General features: G+C 27.6%; 18 protein-coding genes. All 18 read right to left on the reverse strand.

The window, feature by feature from the left end; translation table 11 throughout:
* Position 1: 1 nt before the first annotated feature.
* Positions 2-1,282, reverse strand: a complete 1,281-nt coding sequence (locus tag ACYUE0_RS11535) for a tetratricopeptide repeat protein (RefSeq protein ID WP_460270643.1) — start codon at positions 1,280-1,282, stop codon at positions 2-4.
* A gap of 493 nt (positions 1,283-1,775) precedes the next feature.
* Positions 1,776-2,954 (reverse strand): FprA family A-type flavoprotein, encoded by a 1,179-nt coding sequence (locus ACYUE0_RS11540; protein WP_460270645.1) that lies wholly within the window; start codon positions 2,952-2,954, stop codon positions 1,776-1,778.
* Between the two features lie 478 nt (positions 2,955-3,432).
* Positions 3,433-5,715, reverse strand: coding sequence for an RNA polymerase recycling motor HelD (gene helD / locus ACYUE0_RS11545; protein WP_460270646.1), 2,283 nt, complete (start codon positions 5,713-5,715; stop codon positions 3,433-3,435).
* 552 nt (positions 5,716-6,267) lie between these two features.
* Positions 6,268-6,735 (reverse strand): peptide deformylase, encoded by a 468-nt coding sequence (gene def, locus ACYUE0_RS11550; RefSeq protein WP_460270648.1) that lies wholly within the window; start codon positions 6,733-6,735, stop codon positions 6,268-6,270.
* A gap of 210 nt (positions 6,736-6,945) precedes the next feature.
* A complete protein-coding gene (locus tag ACYUE0_RS11555) occupies positions 6,946-7,605 on the reverse strand; it encodes a V-type ATP synthase subunit D (protein ID WP_061995124.1) in 660 nt (219 codons plus the stop codon).
* A gap of 2 nt (positions 7,606-7,607) precedes the next feature.
* Positions 7,608-8,990, reverse strand: coding sequence for a V-type ATP synthase subunit B (locus tag ACYUE0_RS11560; protein ID WP_010291727.1), 1,383 nt, complete (start codon positions 8,988-8,990; stop codon positions 7,608-7,610).
* Positions 8,983-10,758, reverse strand: a complete 1,776-nt coding sequence (locus ACYUE0_RS11565) for a V-type ATP synthase subunit A (protein ID WP_460270650.1) — start codon at positions 10,756-10,758, stop codon at positions 8,983-8,985. Before ACYUE0_RS11565 ends, ACYUE0_RS11560 begins: the two co-directional genes overlap by 8 nt.
* Before the next feature lie 17 nt (positions 10,759-10,775).
* Positions 10,776-11,084 (reverse strand): V-type ATP synthase subunit F, encoded by a 309-nt coding sequence (locus ACYUE0_RS11570; RefSeq protein ID WP_010291733.1) that lies wholly within the window; start codon positions 11,082-11,084, stop codon positions 10,776-10,778.
* Positions 11,077-12,078 (reverse strand): V-type ATP synthase subunit C, encoded by a 1,002-nt coding sequence (locus ACYUE0_RS11575; protein WP_460270652.1) that lies wholly within the window; start codon positions 12,076-12,078, stop codon positions 11,077-11,079. Before ACYUE0_RS11575 ends, ACYUE0_RS11570 begins: the two co-directional genes overlap by 8 nt.
* Before the next feature lie 19 nt (positions 12,079-12,097).
* Positions 12,098-12,685 (reverse strand): V-type ATP synthase subunit E, encoded by a 588-nt coding sequence (locus ACYUE0_RS11580; RefSeq protein ID WP_061995128.1) that lies wholly within the window; start codon positions 12,683-12,685, stop codon positions 12,098-12,100.
* A gap of 39 nt (positions 12,686-12,724) precedes the next feature.
* Positions 12,725-13,207 carry a V-type ATP synthase subunit K gene (locus ACYUE0_RS11585; RefSeq protein WP_010291738.1) on the reverse strand — a complete coding sequence of 161 codons (483 nt, stop codon included), beginning with the start codon at positions 13,205-13,207 and terminating at the stop codon, positions 12,725-12,727.
* 13 nt (positions 13,208-13,220) lie between these two features.
* Complete coding sequence (locus ACYUE0_RS11590) at positions 13,221-15,173, reverse strand: V-type ATP synthase subunit I (protein ID WP_460270655.1); 1,953 nt, start codon at positions 15,171-15,173, stop codon at positions 13,221-13,223.
* Positions 15,160-15,486, reverse strand: coding sequence for a hypothetical protein (locus ACYUE0_RS11595; protein WP_061995130.1), 327 nt, complete (start codon positions 15,484-15,486; stop codon positions 15,160-15,162). Before ACYUE0_RS11595 ends, ACYUE0_RS11590 begins: the two co-directional genes overlap by 14 nt.
* Positions 15,487-15,974: 488 nt before the next feature.
* Positions 15,975-17,675, reverse strand: a complete 1,701-nt coding sequence (locus tag ACYUE0_RS11600; protein ID WP_460270656.1) for a B12-binding domain-containing radical SAM protein — start codon at positions 17,673-17,675, stop codon at positions 15,975-15,977.
* Entirely contained in the window at positions 17,675-18,181 is a 507-nt protein-coding gene (locus tag ACYUE0_RS11605) for a class I SAM-dependent methyltransferase (protein WP_460270658.1), read from the reverse strand. Before ACYUE0_RS11605 ends, ACYUE0_RS11600 begins: the two co-directional genes overlap by 1 nt.
* 198 nt (positions 18,182-18,379) lie before the next feature.
* Positions 18,380-19,675 carry a hypothetical protein gene (locus ACYUE0_RS11610; RefSeq protein ID WP_460270659.1) on the reverse strand — a complete coding sequence of 432 codons (1,296 nt, stop codon included), beginning with the start codon at positions 19,673-19,675 and terminating at the stop codon, positions 18,380-18,382.
* Between the two features lie 101 nt (positions 19,676-19,776).
* Positions 19,777-20,331: a non-canonical purine NTP pyrophosphatase gene (locus ACYUE0_RS11615; RefSeq protein WP_460270660.1), complete on the reverse strand. Its 555-nt coding sequence runs from the start codon at positions 20,329-20,331 to the stop codon at positions 19,777-19,779.
* A gap of 101 nt (positions 20,332-20,432) precedes the next feature.
* Complete coding sequence (locus ACYUE0_RS11620) at positions 20,433-22,211, reverse strand: M3 family oligoendopeptidase (RefSeq protein ID WP_460270662.1); 1,779 nt, start codon at positions 22,209-22,211, stop codon at positions 20,433-20,435.
* Positions 22,212-22,284: the final 73 nt, after the last annotated feature.

The raw sequence follows: 22,284 nt of genomic DNA on the forward strand, positions 1-22,284 counted from the left end.
CTTATACTCCTCCCTTTATTTTATTAATAATATTTAATCCAATATCTAATTTAGATATTTCACTGGTATACTGAAATAATAATAATGTTATATTATATAAAATTTTATAATTTTCATGGTATATATTAATCTCGTAAAGTATATCTTCCACATATTCTTCAAATCTTTCTATTTTCTTCATTGATTTTAAAATTTCAAAAATACTTTGATAACATTCTACATATTTATCTACCTGATAAAACTTTCTAGCATTTACAAGCGCCTTTTCAGAACAAATTAGGGCTTCTCTTAATTTGTTATTTTGACTATACATGTAACTAAGTTGCAACAAAGTATTAGTGGTCAATTCTGAATTATCATCTAGTTGTAAATTCATAGATTTATTAAGATATTCTCCACTTTTATCTTCTAAACCTAATTTTTCTGAAATGATAGACATATTATAATATACTAAATAACTTTTCTCATATTTTTCTATTTCTTCATATACTTCTAAAGCTTCAAGATATTGCTCTGTATTATGATAAATATTAGCTTTTATTATATTTATCTTAGTTTTTTCTTGATTATTTATATTATTTAATTTTAATGCTTCATTTAAATAATAAATAGCTTCATCATATCTTCCAATTATATAAATTGTAAGGCCTATATTATATAAAATTTTTCCTAACAACTCTTCGTCATTTATATGATAAACTTCATATTTTTCATAAGCCCTCTTAAAATAATCCATACAAATTTCAAAATTTTCAAGTTTATAATAACATGAACCTATTCTATTTAGAACTTCTACTTCTATAAATTCAAATTCCTCTGAAAATGGGTATTCTAATATAAAATCTAAAACAATTTGTAAATATTTTAATGCCAAATTACAATTATTTTCTTTATACTCATTTTCTCCAATTTCTTTATTTATCTTTATCATTAAATTTATAATTTTATTTTCAGTTACTTTATCTAATAATTTTTCAAATTTTTCAAAATCATATTTGTATTTTTTTAAATTTTCAAACTCTTTCGTATAATGCTCTTCTATTATTTCTTCTGATGTCCTTAACAAATCTTTCGCTGCTATATTTAAAATTATTCCTTTTTCCTGTGATAGTTCATTAAATCTATTAGCTAGTTTCACAGCCATAGCCATAGATAATTTTTTCTTACCATTTTCTAGCATATATATATAATTAGAGCTAGATAGTCCCTCTGATAATTCCTTTTGAGTTATTCTTATTAAATTTCTGTAATACTTTATTCTATTAATTATAAATTCACCCATATTTTTCAACCTCAATATAATTATATATTATCAACACCGTGGAAAAAAGTAATTATTGTCGAAGTAATAAAATCTTTTAAATTTCTATTAATCTTTTTTAGTGGTAAAAACTTTTTCGACAAAATATCCCTAAAATAAAGTTAGAATTATATACTTATAAAAGAATACGAATCTATTTTTTATTTTTTTGTAAGCTTTCAAACTTAACTTAAAAGAAATTTTTAAATTATTCAGCTATATATTTTATTATACATTTAAATTTATTCATCAAATTTTTGTTATCAGTTGATAGAAATAAATACAACTATAGATAGTTAAAAGTAAATGAATAAGTTGACTTTTAAACTTATTCATTTCAAATTACCATACTTATAATAATTCCTTTCAAAAAAACATTAAGACATTACTTTTATATAAAATTCATCATAAAAAGACTGTTTTAAAATAAAATTAAAATTTTATTTCAAAACAGTCTTTCATAAATATTATTTAACTATTTAACTAACTCTAAATATTTTTCTACAAATTCTTCACACGCTTTAAAATCTTCGTTCCCTGGAACAAAGTTAAATTTAAATCCAGAATCTAAAGTTTTAAATTTAAGTTCTTTTAATCTATTATGAAGCATAGGAACGCTTTCTCCACTCCAACCATAAGACCCAAAGGATTCTGCTGCTTTTCCTCTATTAATAACAGCACTTACACCAGTTAGTAAATTCCAAGTTGGTGCAACAGCATCTTGATTTATAGTTGGTGAACCTATTAAGATTCCACTAGCTTTTTCAACTTTTCCTATTAATTCACATAAATTTTCGCCTGTTATCTCATGTACTTCTGCTTTAATACCTTTTTTATTTATAGTATCTCCTATAAACTCTGCAATTTTTCCTGTGTTTCCATAAGCTGAAACATAGAATATTTGTATGTTTTTTTCATTTATAGGCTCTTCTTTAGCCCATTCTCTATATAATTCTTTAAATTTTGATATATCTTCTTTAATATGAACTGGTCCATGACTTGGAGCAACCATATCTAACTCTAAGCCATCTATTTTATTTAATCCCATATTTACAAATTTTTTAAATGGTCCCATTATGCAATCAAAGTAATATTTCATTTCATCTACATAATCTCCACCACAGTCTCCTGTTATACATCCCTTCGGAGAATAGTGACATCCCATAACATCGCATGTAAATAGAACTTTATCGTATTCATCATATGTGAACATAGTATCTGGCCAATGTAAATTAGGTGCTGATATAAACTTAAGTGTTCTTTTTCCTATATTTAAAGGTTCTGATGCAGCCACGCCATTAAATGGTTTATTTAATATGCCTTCTAAGTATCTTAATGCAGCTTTTGATGCAACTACAGTTGCATTAGGATAAGCCTCTAAAACCTTTATTAAAGATCCACTATGGTCTAACTCTGTATGGTGAACTATTATATAGTCTATATCTTTATCACCGATAACTTCTTTTATATTATTTAAAAATACATCTGAAAATTTGTCTTTTACAGAATCAAATAATACAACTTTTTCATCATTTATTAAATAAGAATTGTAAGTAGTACCTCTTTTCGTCTCCATTATTATATCGAAAATTTTAAGCTCTGGGTCATTTGCTCCAACCCAATATAAGTCTTTTTTTAATTCAGCTGGTTTCATATTCTACTCCTCCATTTAAAACAATATTCTTATTTTATATTACATTGACTTATAGGGTTCCAAGTTGACTTTTAAAATTATCCATTCCAAAACTTGGATACCCAAAATAGTGAGACATGCTCTGAATTGCTTAGAATTCAACACTATATTTTGTATAAAAATATTTTGAAGTTATTGAATAAATTTAAATTTGAGCTTGTTTCCCTATAGAATTAAAAGTATAAAACTCAAATAAGTTTTTAATACAATAATTCATCATAATTAAACTATTTTATAAACTAATATGTGTAATAATTACAGAAATTATAACTCTTTTAACATGATTATCCATATAATCAAAAATGATTATATGGATATAAATTTATGTTTAGTAAAATAACTTTATATCTTAAAAAATATCATTTGATATGTAAATATTTTCTTTATGATAATATTTTAACATATCTAACAATCATTTTCAAGTAATAATTATTATTTTTTAAGTTATAAGTTGAGATTTTTTTCCTTTATAAAATATATATTCCTTATGCAACGCTCTAGTCAAATTTACATATAATAATTTTTTATCTATATCTTCATTATTATAATTTTCTTCACTACAATTATAAATAATAGTAGCATCAAATTCTAATCCCTTAGTCATATAGCTAGGTATAATTATCTTTTTACTTTTTATTTCATTACTATTGTTCCCTATAATTGTCCATTTATATTTTGCTAATTTATTAATCTCTTTGCCTATTTTTTTACATTCATCTATAGTTTTACATATTATAGCTACACTTTCTTTATTTTTTTCTTCTAAATCACTACATACACCATTCAATTTGTTTATAAAATCTTTGTCATCTAAAAACTCAATTGTACTTGGAACATCGCCATGTCTTAAAACTGGTTTAGCTGGTTTTACATTTAAATCTTGATGACTTAAAACTTTATTTGCAAAATCTATTATTTCTATTGTAGATCTATAACTTTGAGTTAAATTTATATAAGTAGCATCATCATTAAATACAGTTTTAATAAGTTTATCCCAATCATTTATACCTTTATAATTGTATATGCCTTGCCCTAAATCGCCTACTATTGTTAATGAATTTTGTTTACTTAATAAGTTTAATAAATACATTTCGAAATAACTATAATCTTGAGCTTCGTCAATTATGATGTGAATATATTTTTTGTTTAACCCCTCTAATTTTGATTTTAAATATACCATATGCGCTAAATCTTCGATATCTATAATTTTTTTTGAGAAGTTTTCTTTTGAAGTTTCTATAATAAAATCAACTATATTTTCTGGAATTTGATTATTAGTTATATGGTTAAACAGTTCTTTTGATGAACATAATTTTTTATATATTTCAGTTATTTCTCTTTGCTTCCACGCCTTAAAAAACTCTTTTAATTTTAGTTTTCCTTGTTCTTTAAGTTTTGAAACCTTTAAATCCCTTTCATCATAAAGTGAAATTATTTGTTTTCGCTTTTCTTCTTCTTTAATATTTAAAGATTTAACATCTTTGATTTTAAAAAAGTAATCATCTTCTATTTTTTCTTTAATAGTTTGAACTTTATCTTTTAATTTCTTTTTAAAATATCGCTCTATCTCTTCTTTTCTTTTTTTTATAGGTAGATGTACCATATCTCTAGCATAAAGCCTTTTTATTTCTTTATTTGAAAATAAAACGTATTCCTCTATCTTTATATCATCTACATCTATATCCTGTTTTTCTAAATACTTTATATACTTATCTAAAAGCATTTTAAATGACAATGAACCTTTAAGTTTACTTGATGCTTTTATATACTTTACTTTTTCATTATCATCACTTTCTATTAACATAGAAAGCTTTTCATCCTTGCCATAAACTTTGCCCTTATATCCTAAGATTTCTTTACATACATCTTCGAAAGTTTTCTGAGACATATTATATACACCTAAGTTAGGAAGAATCTCAGATATATAATCTAAAAATATTTTATTAGGTGCAACTACTAATATTTCCTCATTTTTAACATCATCATCATATTCGTAAACAAGATATGCGAGCCTATGTAATGCTACTGTAGTTTTTCCTGATCCTGCTGAACCTTGAATTATTATTGGTTTATTTTTATAAGCCCTTATTATTTCATTTTGTTCCTTTTGAATTGTAGCAACAACATCTTTAAGTTTGCTACTCACATTTTGCTCTAAAGTAACTTTTAAAAATTCATCAGTAAGCTGCTCACCTTCTATACTATTTTTTAATATTATTTCATTAACACCTTCATCATAGGCATCTCTAAGGGAACCATCCTTTAATAAAAACTTTCTCTTAAGGTTTAGTTCACCTTCTACTATTCCTACTGGTGAAAAATAATAACTTTCACCATAAGTACCACTATAATACAAGTTAGCAATTGGTGCTCTCCAATCAATTACTACCTCTTCATTTTTATCTTCATCATTAAGACCAAACTTTCCTATATAAAAAGTTTCTGTATCTCTTCTCTTTTCTCTAAAATCAATACGAGCAAAATATGGATTTATACTTGCCTCTTCATATCGTTTAACATTTTCACTAGTAAATTTAAATAAATTTTCATAAATTAATAGGTCATTGCTATAGGTTCCACCACTTGATTTTTTTAAATCTGTTATTTTTTCTTCATATTTTTCATAGTCTTTTTTCACTTTTCCCTTTTTTTCGACTATCCACTTTTTAGTATTATTAAATCGTTCTACTTCTAAAATCATCTCTTCATTTTTTATTGCCATATAATCACCTTCAATCTTTTTATTTAAGATTTGTCAATTTTGGCTTTGAAAATTAAAACTTTATAACAAAGTACTACTTTATAATATCATAATGAATTTTTATTTAAAGAGTACTTTGTTTTATGAATTATATAGGGTTCCAAGTTGACTTTTAAAATTATCCATTTCAAAACTTGGATACCTAAAATAGTAAGACATGCTCCGAATCACTTAAAATTCAACACTACATCTTGTATAAAAATATTTTAAGGTTATTGAATAAATTTAAATTGGAACTTGTTTCCCTATATTATATCAAAAATTCAATATCTATAAACATTTTTTAAAGTTTATTCATTATATCTTTAAATATGATGTTTTAGATTTTTACTTATTTCTCTATAGAGAAAACAAACTATAGCTATAGTTTGTTAAAAGTAATGGATGAAACTAAAAATAAGTCTCATCCACAATTTTTAATTGTAAAATTTTAGTTTTAAATCAAATTTCAATATAAAAGCTGTCTTAAAGTAAAACTAAAATTTACTTTGAGACAGCTCCTCTTATTATATTCTATTCTTCAACTAATTCGTACATAACTTCTGCTTTTGACATGTACATTATACCATCTAAGTGATCTATTTCATGACAAAATGCTCTTGCTAAAAATCCTTTTGCTTCGTATCTTACTCTTTGTCCCTCAATAGTCATTCCTTCAACTGTAACACTTGTAGGTCTTACAACTTCACCTTCGTGCATTACATAACTTAAGCATCCTTCATAATCCTTTTCGCTTCCAGATTGCTTTGTTACTTTAGGGTTAAATAATAATATTTCGTCTGATCCATTTCTAAGATTTATAAGAATTGCTCTTTTTAGCACTCCTATTTGTGGTGCTGCAAGTCCAACACCGTCACAATTATATAAAGTATCTCTTAAATCCTTAGCTAATTCTAAAACCTCTTTATCTATTTTTTTTATTGGTTCGCATACTGATTCCAATCTTTTATCTCCAACTTGTAAAATTTCTCTTATTGCCATAGTTTCTCCTTCCAAATATATATAAATAGATATATTTTATAATTAATCTATAAATTGTCTTTTCCGTTTAAATCCTAATATATTATATAATATATTTCTGTATATTTCTATGAATAATTTTAATAAGGCATATGAAAAGAAATAAAAGTATAATTATGCCTAGTTCATGATATTACTTTTCATAAAAAAAAGGAACTAAAAGTTCCTTTTTTAACTATTTGAAGCCTTAGCCTTTTGTTCTTCCATCATGCTCTTAACTTTCATAAGTCTTGTTAATGCACCTCTTTCATTTTCATCAAGTTTCATTTTAATGTACTTGATTGTCTCTTGAAGTTGAGGTATTGTCATGTATTCAAGAGCATTAACTCTTCTTCTAGTCTTTTCAATTTCATCTGCCATAAGCTGAGTTGATTTTTCAACTTCCGCAAGTTCTAAAAGTTTTGGAAGAATTAAGTATAATTTTTCTAAAGATTCATCAAGTTCTATTGTTGTAGAAGCGAAACCATATGGATATATACTTCCATTGTCTCCTTCTAATTTTCTTATAAATTCCATAACTGGAACATTAACACTCATTACGTTTTTAGTTGAAACATCTACTGATATACTTTCTTTTGGACATGCTAATGATGCTTCTAGCATTTCCGGTGGCATTGCTGCACTGGCCATAAAGAAATTTTTAAATACATCTTGAAGATTATCTTCAACTTCTGCTCTTAACTTATTGTTATATTTAACAAGATCTATGAACCTTCTCATAAGTTCATCTTGCTTATCTTTTAAAAGCTTATGTCCTCTTGTAGCTGTAGTAAGTCTTTTTTTAAGTTTACTAAGCTCCATTCTCGTTGGATTAACATTTAGTTTTGCCATATTTAATCATCCTCTCTTAGAGGTAAATACTTCTCTAAATATTCGTCCCTGATTCTCTTAAGCTCCGTTCTAGGTAGTATAGTTAATAAGTCCCAACCTAATTTTAAAGTGTCTTCTATTGGTCTATTAGCATTAAAGCCTTGAGATACATACTGTTCTTCAAATGCTTCAGCAAATTTTGCAAAACTCTTATCTGTATCTGAAAGTGCAGCTTCTCCTAGGATAGCAGCAAGTTCTTTTGCTTGCTTTCCTTGTGCATAAGCTGAGAATAACTGGTTCATTGTATCTGCATGGTCTTCTCTAGTCTTACCTTTACCTATACCTTTATCCTTAAGTCTTGATAATGATGGAAGAACATCTATTGGAGGCATTATACCTTTTTTGTATAATTCTCTTGAAAGAATTATCTGTCCCTCTGTTATATATCCTGTAAGGTCAGGGATTGGGTGAGTCTTATCATCCTCTGGCATTGTAAGGATTGGTATTTGTGTTATTGAACCTTCCTTACCTTTAATTCTTCCAGCTCTTTCATATAATGTAGAAAGGTCAGTATATAGATATCCTGGATATCCTCTTCTTCCAGGAACTTCTTTTCTTGCTGCTGAAACTTCACGAAGGGCTTCTGCATAGTTTGTTATGTCTGTCATGATAACAAGTACGTGCATTCCTTTTTCATATGCTAAGTATTCAGCTGTTGTAAGAGCCATTCTTGGAGTAGCTATTCTCTCGATAGCTGGGTCAGATGCTAAGTTCATAAATAGAACTGATCTGTCTATAGCTCCTGTTTTTGTAAACTCTTCTACGAAGAATTCTGCTTCCTCAAAAGTTATACCTATTGCTGCGAAAACAACGGCGAATTTTGAATCAGAGTTTAAAACTTTTGCTTGTCTTGCAATTTGAGCTGCAAGTTCTGCATGTGGAAGTCCTGATCCTGAGAAAACTGGAAGTTTTTGTCCTCTAACTAGAGTGTTTAATCCATCTATTGCAGATATACCTGTTTGTATAAACTCAGATGGATAGTTTCTAGCTACTGGATTTATAGCTTCTCCGTTTATATCTAATCTTTTTTCTGGTATTATGTCTGGACCATTATCTTTTGGTCTTCCCATACCGTCAAATACTCTACCTAACATATCCTCAGATACGCCGATTTCTAGAGGTCTTCCTAAAAACTTAACTTTTGTTCCTTTTAAGTTTATTCCTGATGATCCTTCAAAAAGCTGAACCATAGCGTTGCTTCCGTTAACTTCTAGAACCTTACCTCTTCTTTTTTCTCCAGTCTGTAATTCGATTTCAACTAGTTCATCGTATTTTACACCTTCAACACCTTCAACAACCATTAAAGGTCCAACAACTTCAGTAACTGTTCTGTATTCTTTAAGCATCTAGGACACCTCCTTCCACGATTAATTTATCTACTTCTATAGCTAATTCTTTAGCTATATCGTCCATTCTGTCTATTTCTTCTTCAGGGATATATTTGCTTCTAGCAATCTTATCTCTTACTGTCATTTTTAATATCTTATCTAAGTAAACTCCTGCTTCTAGAGCTTTATCAGCTTGAACGCCAAACTCTAAAACAAGTTTTAACATTTTATATTGTTTATCAAGTGAAGCATAAGTATCAACTTCGTGGAATGCGTTTTGTTGTAGATAGTCTTCTCTTATAGATTTTGCAACCTCTAATTTTAATCTATCTTTTTCTGATAATGCATCCATACCAATAAGTCTTACGATTTCTTGAAGGCTAGATTCTTCTTGTAGCAATGCCATAGCTTTTGTTCTGATTTCAGACCAATCGCTAGCTATTTGCTCATCCATCCATCCGCCTATCTTGTCTAAGTATAGTGAATAAGAATTTAACCAGTTGATTGCTGGGAAGTGTCTTTGATATGCAAGTTGTGCATCTAGTCCCCAGAAAACTTTAACTATTCTTAAAGTACCCTGAGTAACTGGCTCTGATAAGTCTCCTCCTGGAGGTGATACCGCTCCAATTGCAGTTACTGCACCTTCTCTTCCGTCTGATCCAAGTGCTATAACTTTACCAGCTCTTTCATAATAATCAGCAAGTCTTGATCCAAGGTATGCTGGATAACCTTCGTCTCCTGGCATCTCTTCAAGTCTTCCTGACATTTCTCTTAACGCTTCTGCCCAACGAGATGTTGAGTCAGCCATTATTGATACTGAATATCCCATATCTCTAAAGTACTCAGCTATTGTTATTCCAGTGTATATGCAAGCTTCTCTTGCTGCAACTGGCATGTTTGATGTGTTAGCTATAAGAACTGTTCTTTTCATTAAGCTCTCACCAGTTTTTGGGTCTTTAAGTTCTGGGAACTCATTAAGAACGTCTGTCATCTCATTTCCACGTTCTCCACATCCAACATAGATAACTATTTCTGCATCTCCCCATTTAGCTACTTGGTGCTGAACAACTGTTTTTCCTGCTCCGAATGGGCCTGGAACTGCTGCCGCTCCACCTTTTGCTACTGGGAAAAATGTATCTATAACTCTTTGTCCTGTTGTCATTGGCTCTAATGGATTTAACTTTCTTGCAAATGGTCTACCTTTTCTTACAGGCCATTTTTGCATTAATGTTAACTCTTTATCTCCATTTGTAGTTTCAACTACATAAACTGTTTCTTCAACTGTAAATTCGCCAGCTTTTATTTCTTTTATAGTTCCTTCTATTCCATAAGGTACCATTATTTTATGAAGTACAACTGGAGTTTCTTGAACTGTACCTACAATATCTCCTGCAACTACCTTATCTCCAACTTTTACAGTTGGTTTAAAATCCCATTTTCTAGTTCTGCTTAATGATTTAACAGATACTCCCTTTGTTAGGAATGCAGATTTTGCAGCCTCCATAAATGCATCTAGAGGTCTTTGTATTCCATCAAACATAGACTCCATAAGTCCTGGTCCAAGTTCAACACTTAGTGTTTCTCCAGTAGTTACAACTGGGTCTCCTGGTCCGATTCCTGAAGTTTCCTCATAAACCTGAATTGAAGCGTTATCGCCTCTCATTTCTATGATTTCACCTATAAGACCACTTTCTCCAACTTTTACAACGTCATATATATTAGCTTCATCCATATCCTTAGCAACTACTAAGGGTCCTGAAACTTTAACTATTCTTCCGATCTTCAAGCTACATACCTACCTTTCTATAAGATATTTACACCTACAGCCTTCTCAACATTATCACTAATTCTTTTCTTACCAATGTTTAAACTACCTTGGTTACTTGGAATTAATATAATAGATGGAAGTAATTCTCTAGTATATCTTTCAATAGTCTCTTCTAAATGCTGCGCTAATTGTTCAGTAATAAATATAACTGCATATTCATTACGTGCTAATCTATCTATTGCTTTTCTGGCTTCTTCTACTTCAACAACTGGAAATACATCAACTCCAATAGCCTTAAAAGCTAATACAGAATCCTTATCTCCTATAACACCTATCTTATGCATATATATCACGCAACCTTTCTCTTATAATATTGCTTTCCACTTTATTAAGCTTACCGGCAAGTATTATTCTTACAACTTTTAGTTCCGTTTCTTTAGCCATTATATATGCAATTATAGGCTCTGGTCCAAAGTTTACTCCTTTTGCACCTTTTATATAATCCATTAGATAATTATCAGAATGAACTTCTATTGAAGTATACTTTTTAGTTGAAGCATAATCTTCAACTACTAGTTTTAAAACTTTATCATATCCATATTTTGATACCACTTCTATGAAGTTTTCAAAACTAATACTTAATCCTTCTATAAGTGTAGATTGTGGCATGTATCCACCTTCTATTAAAACTCCTTCTAAAAACTTCATGTCTTTATCTTGAGCTTTTACTCTAAGCATTATTTTTATATTAGTTAAATCTATAGTTCTTTTTACATAACCTTCTATAAACTCAAATTTGCTTTCTTTAGCTCTTTTAAGCATATCTTCATAAAGGTATCTATCTAAAATTATATCTATTCTTTGAGAATCTTTATTTTCTTCATAATCATTCTCAGCTTTTTTTATGGCCTCTCTCATTATAGGCTCTAGTCCTTTTAAATCACCAGTTACAATAGATGTCTTTAATTTTTCGACATCTATTGATCCAACTGGAATTAGTAAGGAAGATAAATCTTTATCTAAGATTTTTTCCTTTTCTAAAACTTTAATGTTATGATAATCATATTTTAAATTCATGATATCAACAATTAATTTATCAGGAGAAACCTCATACATAAGAGAGTATAATTTTTTTAACTCCTCGTTTAATGCAACTTCATAATCCTCAACTCTTTTTAATAATGAAATACTTTCATTATACTGAGTTTCTGATAAAACTCTTATTGCTTCTTCTAATGAAGCACTTTCTATCATTCTTTCAAGCTTCATCTTATCAAGGAGTTTAGTTTCAATAACTCTTAGCCTAGCCACAGCATGAGTAAATTCCATTCTATCCATATGGCTATCCTCCTTAAAATTAATCAAACAACATATTTGCTACTTCATTCTCTAAATCATATCTTAAAGAGTCTATAACATCTGCAAAAGAACAGTTGATTTCTATACCATCCTTAGATAGTATAAATCCGCCATTTATTTCTCTTGTTTCTTCACTTAAGATGATTTTTGCATTCTTTAACTCACCATTTAGTTCATTTAAGAATTCAGAAGTTATTTTTTCTTTATCTTTAGAAGCAACTATTATGTTTTGTTCTCCACTTATAGGCAGTGATTTTATTTGTTCCTTAACATATGATAAGAATTGTTCTTTATTCATAGCATTAAGTTCCTTTACTGCTTCATTGAAAACTTTATTTATAACTGTTTGCTTTGCAACAAGTTTTTCATTTCTAACTTTTAATTCAGTTTTAGAAATAGCTCTATCAAAAAGATTTTTTCCTTCTAAATTTGCTTTTTCTATAACATTTTGTGATGATTTTTCTGCTTCTTTTTTCTTTTTCTCAATTATCTGAGATTCTTTTTCTTTAGCCTCTGCAATTATATTATCTGCCTTTTTTTTAGCATCTTCTATAATCTTAGAAGTTAAATTATCTAAATTTGACATTTAAAAATCACGTCCTTAATACTAAATTCTTTTTTATACTTAGAACTGAGCATTTAAGATTAGAAGTAGTGACATAACGAATCCTAAAAGTGCATATGTCTCAACCATAACTGTTAATATGATACCTTTTGTGTTATGCTCTGGTTTTTTAGCTAATATTTGAACTGCTGCTGCTGCTGTTCTAGCCTGAGATATAGCTGATTTCCAACCTGCAAATGCTATTGGTAAACATGCTGCAAATAAATATAATCCGTTTGCAAGAGACATATCTGTGCTAACTTGGAATGAAACCATAAGTGCTATAACGAAACCATATAAACCTTGTGTACCTGGTAGTAACTCTAATATAAGAACTTTACCGAATTTTTCTGGCTCCTCTGTTATTAATCCTGTTGCTGCTTCTCCAACCATACCAACACCTTTAGCTGATCCTATTCCTGGAAGTATAGCTGCTAAAGCAATACCCATTGCTGCAAAAAATATTCCTGAGTTTTGTAATAAAAATTCTGTTATTGTTGTCATGAAAAATTCCTCCTTATTTCTTCGTGATATTCACATATTTTGAACTATATTTTAATGGTTTGAAAGCAGTTCCACCGCCTTCATAGAATTTGCCAAAATACTCTAAATATTGCAATCTACAAGTATGAACATATGCTCCTAATGCATTTATAAATAAGTTAAATATATGTCCTACTACGAATATTAATCCACCTGCTAAAATCTTAGCTATAGGGTTTCCAAACATTCCTATCATCATATTAAATGCCATACTTATAAATCCTGTTGCAAGTCCTAGTGCTGCAAGTCTTGTGTAAGATACTAAATCTCCAACATAACCTGTAATACCATATAAAGCATAGAAACCTTGACCTAACTTACCTGCTATTCCTTTTTCTTCTCTTCCGTTTGTCAATATGATTAATATTGCAGAAACTAAAGCTAAGTATTTACAAACTGTAGTTAAAGTTGGATTATTAATTACTCCAAAAGCACTTAAACCCCAAAGTATTAATCCTCCAAGTATTCCATACCAAAGTCCTACATCCCATAATGCATCTAAAATCTTTCCATCTCTTATATACATATATGCTTTTATCGCAAGACCTACAGTAATTTGCACTAATCCTAATGCTACTGATACTATCATAAGCATCATTACATCACTATCTGGTTTCATCCAAAGCGCTGGAAGTGAAATAGCATCTCCAAAGTAACTTCCATACATTATTCCCCAGAAAGTTGTAGATAATCCTAAATAGCAAAACATTTTAAATGATTTTCTCATTTCATCTTCTAGGTTGAATAATTTTAATCCAATTAATGTACCTAAGAAAAGTATTATTCCATAGGCTGCATCTGATAACATCATACCAAAGAATAATATATAAAATGGCATAAGGAATACCGTTGGATCTATTTCTGTATACCTTGGCAAACTATACATTTCTGTAATTGGTTCAAAAGCTTCTGTTAGTTTACCATTTCTAAGTAATACCGGTGTTTCATCACCTTCTGCATCTTCAATTTCTAAATAATAATTATCGCTTAGTGTACCTTTAAGCATTTTTTCAAAGTCATTTGAATCTTCACAAGGTACATATCCTTCAACAACGAATATATTGCTACTTGCTAAAAATTTCTCATAGCTTTTTAATCTTGCAAGTTCACTTTCACAATGTTCAAAAACTAATTTAAATTCTTGCAAATGCATAAGGTGTTGTTTTATTTCTTCATTTGTTTCTTTTAATTCATTTTTGATTTCTTGTATTTTGTGTTTAAATTCTTTTATAACTTCACTTGGTACTGATTGATATTCATTCTGTACTCTTGTAAAGCTATATCTTTTTAAAATAATATCTATATCTTTTAAATTTTCTTTATGGAAAATCATTAAGATATTTGCGTCTCTACTATCCTCGCCTATAGTCTCAATATAAGAAGTGTCAAAGTTATTGCCTATTTCTTCTCTTAAATTTTCTAAGAAATTTTTAGGAATAGTCCCTAAATAAGCAATAGTATTTTTGAATCCTTTTACATCACTCATAGGCATATCTAAATTAATCCATTTGCTTAACTCTTCAATGTCGCCTCTAAGTTTGCTTATATGTTGATTTTTTTCAGTTATATTATTTTCTAACTGTTTTAATGCAACATATTCGCTTTTCCAACTTATATTTTCAACTCTTTTTTCAAGTTCTTCATAAGTTAAAGAATCTTTTCCTTGCTTAAGTTCATTAAGCATTCCCTTTTTTTCTTCATACTTGCTTAAAAAATCAATAGCAAATTTTACTTGGGCCTGCTTATCTTCAACTTCAGATATTTCAACATAAGCGGAATCTTGCTTTAAATACTCTTTATACTGTTCATCTTCAATATTAAATTCTGTAAATTGAACAGCTTGTAACCTTTGCAGATTTTGTAAAAGTTCTTTTTTCTGTGACTGAAAGGCTAAAAGAGTAAATTTCTTCATTTTAACTATTGCCATTGAAATTCACTATCCTCTCAATTACTGATTTAACTGCTTTTGGGAAGTTGTCATTTTCTGAATTTAAAATTTCTTGTACTTCTTTTTTCCCTTTTTCCAAAATCGGCTTACATTTTTCATTGCTATCTTCTAAGAATTTAGCTTTTATAACTTCGCCTTCTTTAGTTGCTTTTGAAAGAATTTCATCATATTGATTTTTAGCTTTTTTTTCTGCATTCATTATTAATGTTTTGCCTTTAACTGTTGCTTCATCAATAACTTTTATAGCTTCTTCCTCTGCTAGTTTAACTTTGTTAATTGCTTCTAATGCCAAAATATCACCACCTTTATATATTAATTATAAGAATATATGCTTTGTAAATTTAATTATTTTAAATAAATAACATATATCTTATAAAACATATCAAATTACTTTTAAAGAGTTTTTATTTACCACATATTATAAGTAATTTTTACAAATTAAACAAGCCTTATATTAAAAATATTATAAATTTTAACATATTTTTAACAAAGTTTTTTAATGTGATAAATTTATTTGAGTGAATATTTTTTTAATTTAATTTAATTTTAAATTAAAAAATTTTTAATCTTATTAATTATATTATACATATTTCTGCATAAAAAATGCTCTTTTTACTTATTTTTTTCTTTTATTATTGATATAAAACTAATTTTATCACAAAAATCTACTTTTTTATATACAATATTAAAAATAATAAGATCAAAGAGCACACTGAAAACGTTGTAAATTTATATATTATTTAGTATATTTTTTAACAATGTTTTTACAATTATTTTCTCTTAATAGTAATTTTCCACGGTCATATATCCATCTTTTTCATTATAGAAAGCTAAATAAAAATCTTCCCTTTTAATATTCCCTAAATTTAAATATTCTTGCATGTTATATTTAAATTTAATTATATGTATTTCATTTCCATTTTTAATTTTTTCATCTTTCACTAATAAATCTTTAATTTTACGTTCCATAACTTTATCATTTTCTGCTGATAAGAAATTAGGTAACCCTCTTTTCTTATTAAAATACAAGTAATCAAACTTTATTAGTTCTTTTAAAAACTCACTACTTTCCTTTAGATATTCCTCGTTAAATTCAAGGAATACTTTATAATAATCTTGAGAAGAAATTTTTCTTTTAAAATATCCTTTGTTATCATAAAATCTAGATAACTCATAATAAAAGTCAAAAGGACTTTCAAACTTACTTATGTTATCAAAATATTTAATTATGTTATTAAACTTCCCACTATTTAAATATTTATCAACCATATGTTCAATTCCTTTCAAAACTCTTAGTTCTTCATAACTAATATCCTTTGTTGATAAAACTTCATAAGGTGGATACTGGCTATACTTCATGCCCCACTTTTCTGCCTCTAATGTCATAGGTGAACCCTTAAGCAATTTTAAAAAACCTAATTGTAATTCATCTGGACCTATTTTATAAACATCATTAAAAGATTTTTTAAAAGACTGAAAATCTTCACCTGGAAGTCCTGCTATCAAATCTAAATGCTGCATTATATTTTTTAAACCTTTTAACTCTTCAACTTTCTCTTTTATTTCAGAAAAGTTTACATGCCTGTTTATGTTAGCTAAAACATTATCATTAGTTGTTTGAACACCTACTTCAAATTGAAATAAGCCAACTTTAGCCTTTGATAATGTTTTTATAGATTTTTCTCTTAATAAGTCTGCTGATATTTCAAAATGAAATCTGGTATCACAATGATTTTCTATAAGAAAGTTCCAAATTTTATTAGCAAACTCTTCATTACAATTAAATGTTCTATCAACAAATTTTACAAGACGAACTTTTTTATCAATAAAATACTTTAATTCTTTTTTTACTCTTTCTATGTCTAGGAATCTAACACCATGAAATGTTGAAGAAAGGCAATACTTACAATTAAAAGGACATCCTCTTGATGCTTCATAATAAACAATCTTATTTTCTAAATCTTCATTTTCCTCATATGGAAACACTATTTGTTCCATATTCATAAGGTTTCTTCTTCCACTATATTTAACTTTATTTTCTTCTTTAAAATATAAGCCATTAATATTAGACCAATCTATAGTTTCCCCATTATATTCTTTTAGTTTGTTAATTATGAATTCTTTATAGGTTTCTTCACCTTCACCCTCAATCAAAAACTCCCCTACATTATTTTCTAAAAATCCTTTACCATCATAGCTTACTTCTGGACCACCGTAAAAAATAGTAATATTTTCATCTATTCTCTTAACAGTATTTGCAATTCTTTCCACATATTCCAAATTCCATATATAGCACGAAAAACCTAGAACACTAGGTTTTTTCTCTATAATATCTGCTACAACTCTTTCTATATTATCATTGATAGAAAACTCTATAGTTTCGCAGTCATAATTTAATTCTTCTGTATATGCTTTTAAATATCTTATAGCTAAATTACTATGAATATATTTTGCATTTACACCTACTAATAAAACCTTCATTAATTTTTTCTCCTTTTTTTACACATTATATAGTATATTTGAGCGCCACTTTTAAAGTCTAAAATTTGAAATTCTTTCTCTAAAAAGGCTAATGTTTTTTCTCCTGAACTTTGTTTTAAAGGATTATTGTCTTTTATATCAAATTCTTTTAAACTTTTATCTGGCATATAAACTTTTATATGATTTTCATAAGGTTTTAACCCTTCTTTATCTATATCCCATATATATAATAATCCATCATTTTTTAAACAACAGTGTATTTCGTCTATTATCTTTTGTTTTTCTATATTGTTTATTATAGAGCTTAATGAAAAAAACAAAACACAATTATCATATTTCTTTTCTTTTATATTACTTTCCTTACCCTTTTCTATATATTCCACATCGCCATTTTTATCATAACTTTTGAATAGATTATATATTATACCATAATTGTCACGTCCTATGTCTAATATATCTCCTGCTAAAATGGTTTCTTCTAAATTTATAAAAACAGACTGTTCCATTAAATATCACCTCATAAAAATAAATTTCATATATAAGTAATATTTCTATAACAGCATTATATTTCCTTCCATTTTATGTAATTTACTTTTTTTAACGTATTTTAACATTTTAAATTAAAATATTTATATAAAAATTTAAGACTTAGTATTGTTAACTAAGCCTTAAATAATAATTTACTATCTATTTTACAATATAAATTACTTTATTACAAAAAAAGTTGTTACAATTACAGCTGTAAGTAAAATAGCTACGACATAGGTAAATAATTCTGCTGAATTAAACGTATTTTTTTCAGCATCATTAATATTTGCCTCATATAAGCATCCTTGAGATGCTTCTAAAATTCCAATACCACTATTTGTTGTTTTTATAGATTTAACATTAGATTTTTTCCCTAAAGAAATAAATTCTTTTGCTGTTTTTTCACTACTGCATACAAATATACATTTTTCTATATCATCATAAAAATATATATCATCAGTTTCTCCTAAAACTCCTTTTGAGTCTACAGCTAATGATTTTATTGCAGATACCTTATTATGCTCATATTCTGGTCCCTGAGGAGTAGGATTGGGATGTTTACTAAGTAAAAAATTTTCCGTTTTTTCATCTTCATCCATAAATTTAGGTGAAGTTACAGGGTCTCCGCCTGAAAAATCTGGGAAACCATACCATTCATCTTTTTTTATTTCATATATATAATCTTTATCATTACAAATAGGTCTTACCCCTCTGTACTCCATTCCTCCAACTGATGCGTAAATCTTACCTTTGCTGCTAAAATCTAATCCTGTTATATTCCTTATTCCCCAAGCAAAGGTTTCATATTGTTCATTTTCTAAGTTATACATAATCAAAGTAGAATTTCCTATTTTCTCTCCTGGTATTACTTGTCCATCAAAACTTTCTTTTCCTTTTTCTTTAAAAGCACCTGTATTATCTTTTCCAAAATTAACTTCTTTTAAAATTAATTCTTTTGCACTATGATCTTTCTCCAACGGAAATTCCTTTGTCCAATGATTATCTTCTCCAACAACTCCAGAATTAGTAGCAGCACCAACAGAAGCTATTAGATAATTACCACTTACCTTTATAAAGACATCTTTATAATCACCAAAATTAGGAATATTACCAATACATTCTTTTAATTTTTCACTTTGCAAATTATAAGAGTAAATCTTATTACCAGAAGAAAAATATAATATATTATCCTTATAATCCATACTTTTAATATCAAAATCTTTATTTGAAACCACCGTATAGCTCTTACCATCTTTTTCAACTACTATAATTCTTTTTTTAAAGGCTATGTAATAATTATCTAAATTATCTTTAACAAAATCTTTTGCACCTTTTAAACCTTTAAGTTTTAATTCCAACTTTGCATTTGAAACATTTGAGCCTACTCCATAATCTTGTTTTTTTGCATTTACAAAAATAAATGTTGATACTATTATTAATAAAATAAATGCTAGCCCTACCTTTTTTTTCATAAACTCACTCCACAACTCTTATATTTAGTTTTATTATATATATATTTAAGTTGTGTCTTTTAAATTACTAATCTATCATATTTGTATATTACTTTTTACTTTTAATGTGTCTCAATCCAATTTTTAAATTTTTCATCATTGCTATTTCTACTCCAAAATGCTATTGATTCCTCTTCTGTTAATTCTGATAATGTATAATTTAATCCTTCTGGTATGACAATTTTGTCAATACTAGATCCCTTTTCACATATAATTTTCCTTATAATTTTTCCTTTAGTTTCATGTTCAAAAACTTTAACTTCACCATCTTTTGAACAATATACTAAACATTCTCTTATACAAATACTTCTATCTTCTTTATTCTCTAACATTTTTAAAATATCTTCTGCACTTAACCAACTATTAATATATTTTATATAAGGTCCTGGAAAACCTCTTAATGAATTGATGTAAAATCCTGCATCAGTTACTATAACTGAAGTGTTTAGTTTTTCACTTGCCCATTTAGCTGAATACGCAGCAACATCACAAACATTAAAGCTTTGTATCTCAGGTGTATCTAAGTTTTTTTGAATTAAGTTTATATTACTGCCTTCAAAAACCTTTTTTGCAATTTCAAATTTAAGATTATTGCCAGTTACATAAATTATATCCACACTAATTCCACCTATCTAATTTATAATCAATACAAATTTAATTATATTATTTAACTTTTATATGCATAATTTTTTACATCCAATAATTATAATGAAATACTTTATAATTTATTAACTCCGCTAATAAACTCATCAATATCTTTTTTAATAACATTAAATGCTCCTTCCCAGAAATCTTGGGAATAAATATCTATATCCATAACTTTTGCCATATCAAAAATTTTATTTTTGTTGGTAGCTCTCAAGAATTTATTATATCTAACAACAAAATCTTTTTTATTATTTAAATATTTAGCATACAACCCTTTAGAAAAGAGAACACCAAAAATGTAAGGGAAATTAAGGAATTCATTTCCTGCCATATAAAAACCAATATTAGTCACCCATGAATATGAATTAATCGTATTTTCATCAATAATACTGCCATAAGCTAATTTCATATGCTTTTTCATCATTTCATTTAATTCATCAACTGATAATCTACCAATTTTTCTTTTATCGAACAATTCACATTCAAATAAAAATCTTCCATACATTTCTACAATGTAATAAGCTGTATCGGAAATACTTCTTTCTAACATTATTATTTTGTCCTCTAATTTTACTTTTTTAATTAATTCTTTATTTATTATAGTTTCACAAAATATTGATGCTGTTTCAGCTATTGGTGTTGGGTAATCTGTGTTTAACAGTTCTTCCTCTCTAAGACAATAACTATGATATGCATGTCCTATCTCATGTGCTAAAACAGTAACATCAACATAATTTCCTGAAAAATTAGTCATTATCCTGCTTTCTTTTATTGGAAATATATCAACTGATATTGCATAATTTCCTTTTGTAGCTGTTGGTTCTGCATCTACCCAGTTTTCTTCAAAAACTCTTTTCGCAAAATTGCTAAGTTCATCACTGAAAGTTTTAAAACTAGATATAATTAAATTTTTACTGTCTTCATATGATATTTTTCCATTTTCATTACCTATTGGTGCATAAATATCATAAAAAGGAACAGTATGCTTATGCCCTAATAACTTTCCTTTTTCCGCATAATATTTATGAAACATTGGTAATTTATCTTTTATTACTTCTGTCATAACATTTAAAATTTTATTGTCCATCTTAGATTCAATCAATACTTTGTTAATAACTGATTCGTACCCTTTAATATCACATATATTAATAGCTTCACCGCTAATTTCATTTATACAAAAACTTATAGTCTGTGCTATCTCTTTGCATGCCTTTTTTTCTTCCTCACTCGCAAACTTTCTTAAGGCTAAATCTTTTTCATACGCCATATTTTTCAATTCAGCAAAAGAGATTTCTTTAATTTCACCGTTAATTTCAATATTCATCTTTGTAGATGACATTTTTTCCATATAGAGCTTTTGCCATGCTCTCGAACCTGTACTTTGCATTTTCACAATTAAATTTTCTTCATTTTCACTTAACATATACTTTGATTTAGAATAAATTTCATACAAGTAGGACTTATGTTCTGATATATATGGAGATGAGCAAATAATATCATCTAAATTATTTATATTGTTTAACCATTTTATAAAGATTATTGAACTTTTAGTAAGTTCATCATTTTTTTCTGCAATTTCATCTAACATATCCATAGCTTCCTTATTTTCTGCATCTACACTAATAAGTAGATATGCATAACAGTACAATCGCAAATATAAACTTTTATATTCATTAGTAAGCTTTAAAAACTTTTCAAGCTTACTTGTAGCGTCATTAATACTAATAAAATTTTTACTAGCCCACTCATTTATAATAGTTACGTATTCATTAAGGCTATTAATATCTGATTTAAATTTCTCTGAGTCGAAAGAAGTATATATTCTATCTAAATCCCATTTCATATCCATTAAAATTTCCCCCTTAACACTATAATTTTAGAATTTTTAGATTTAGCTTTTTGCTTATTCTTGTATCCATATT

The organism is Clostridium sp. CTA-19 (assembly GCF_054767855.1).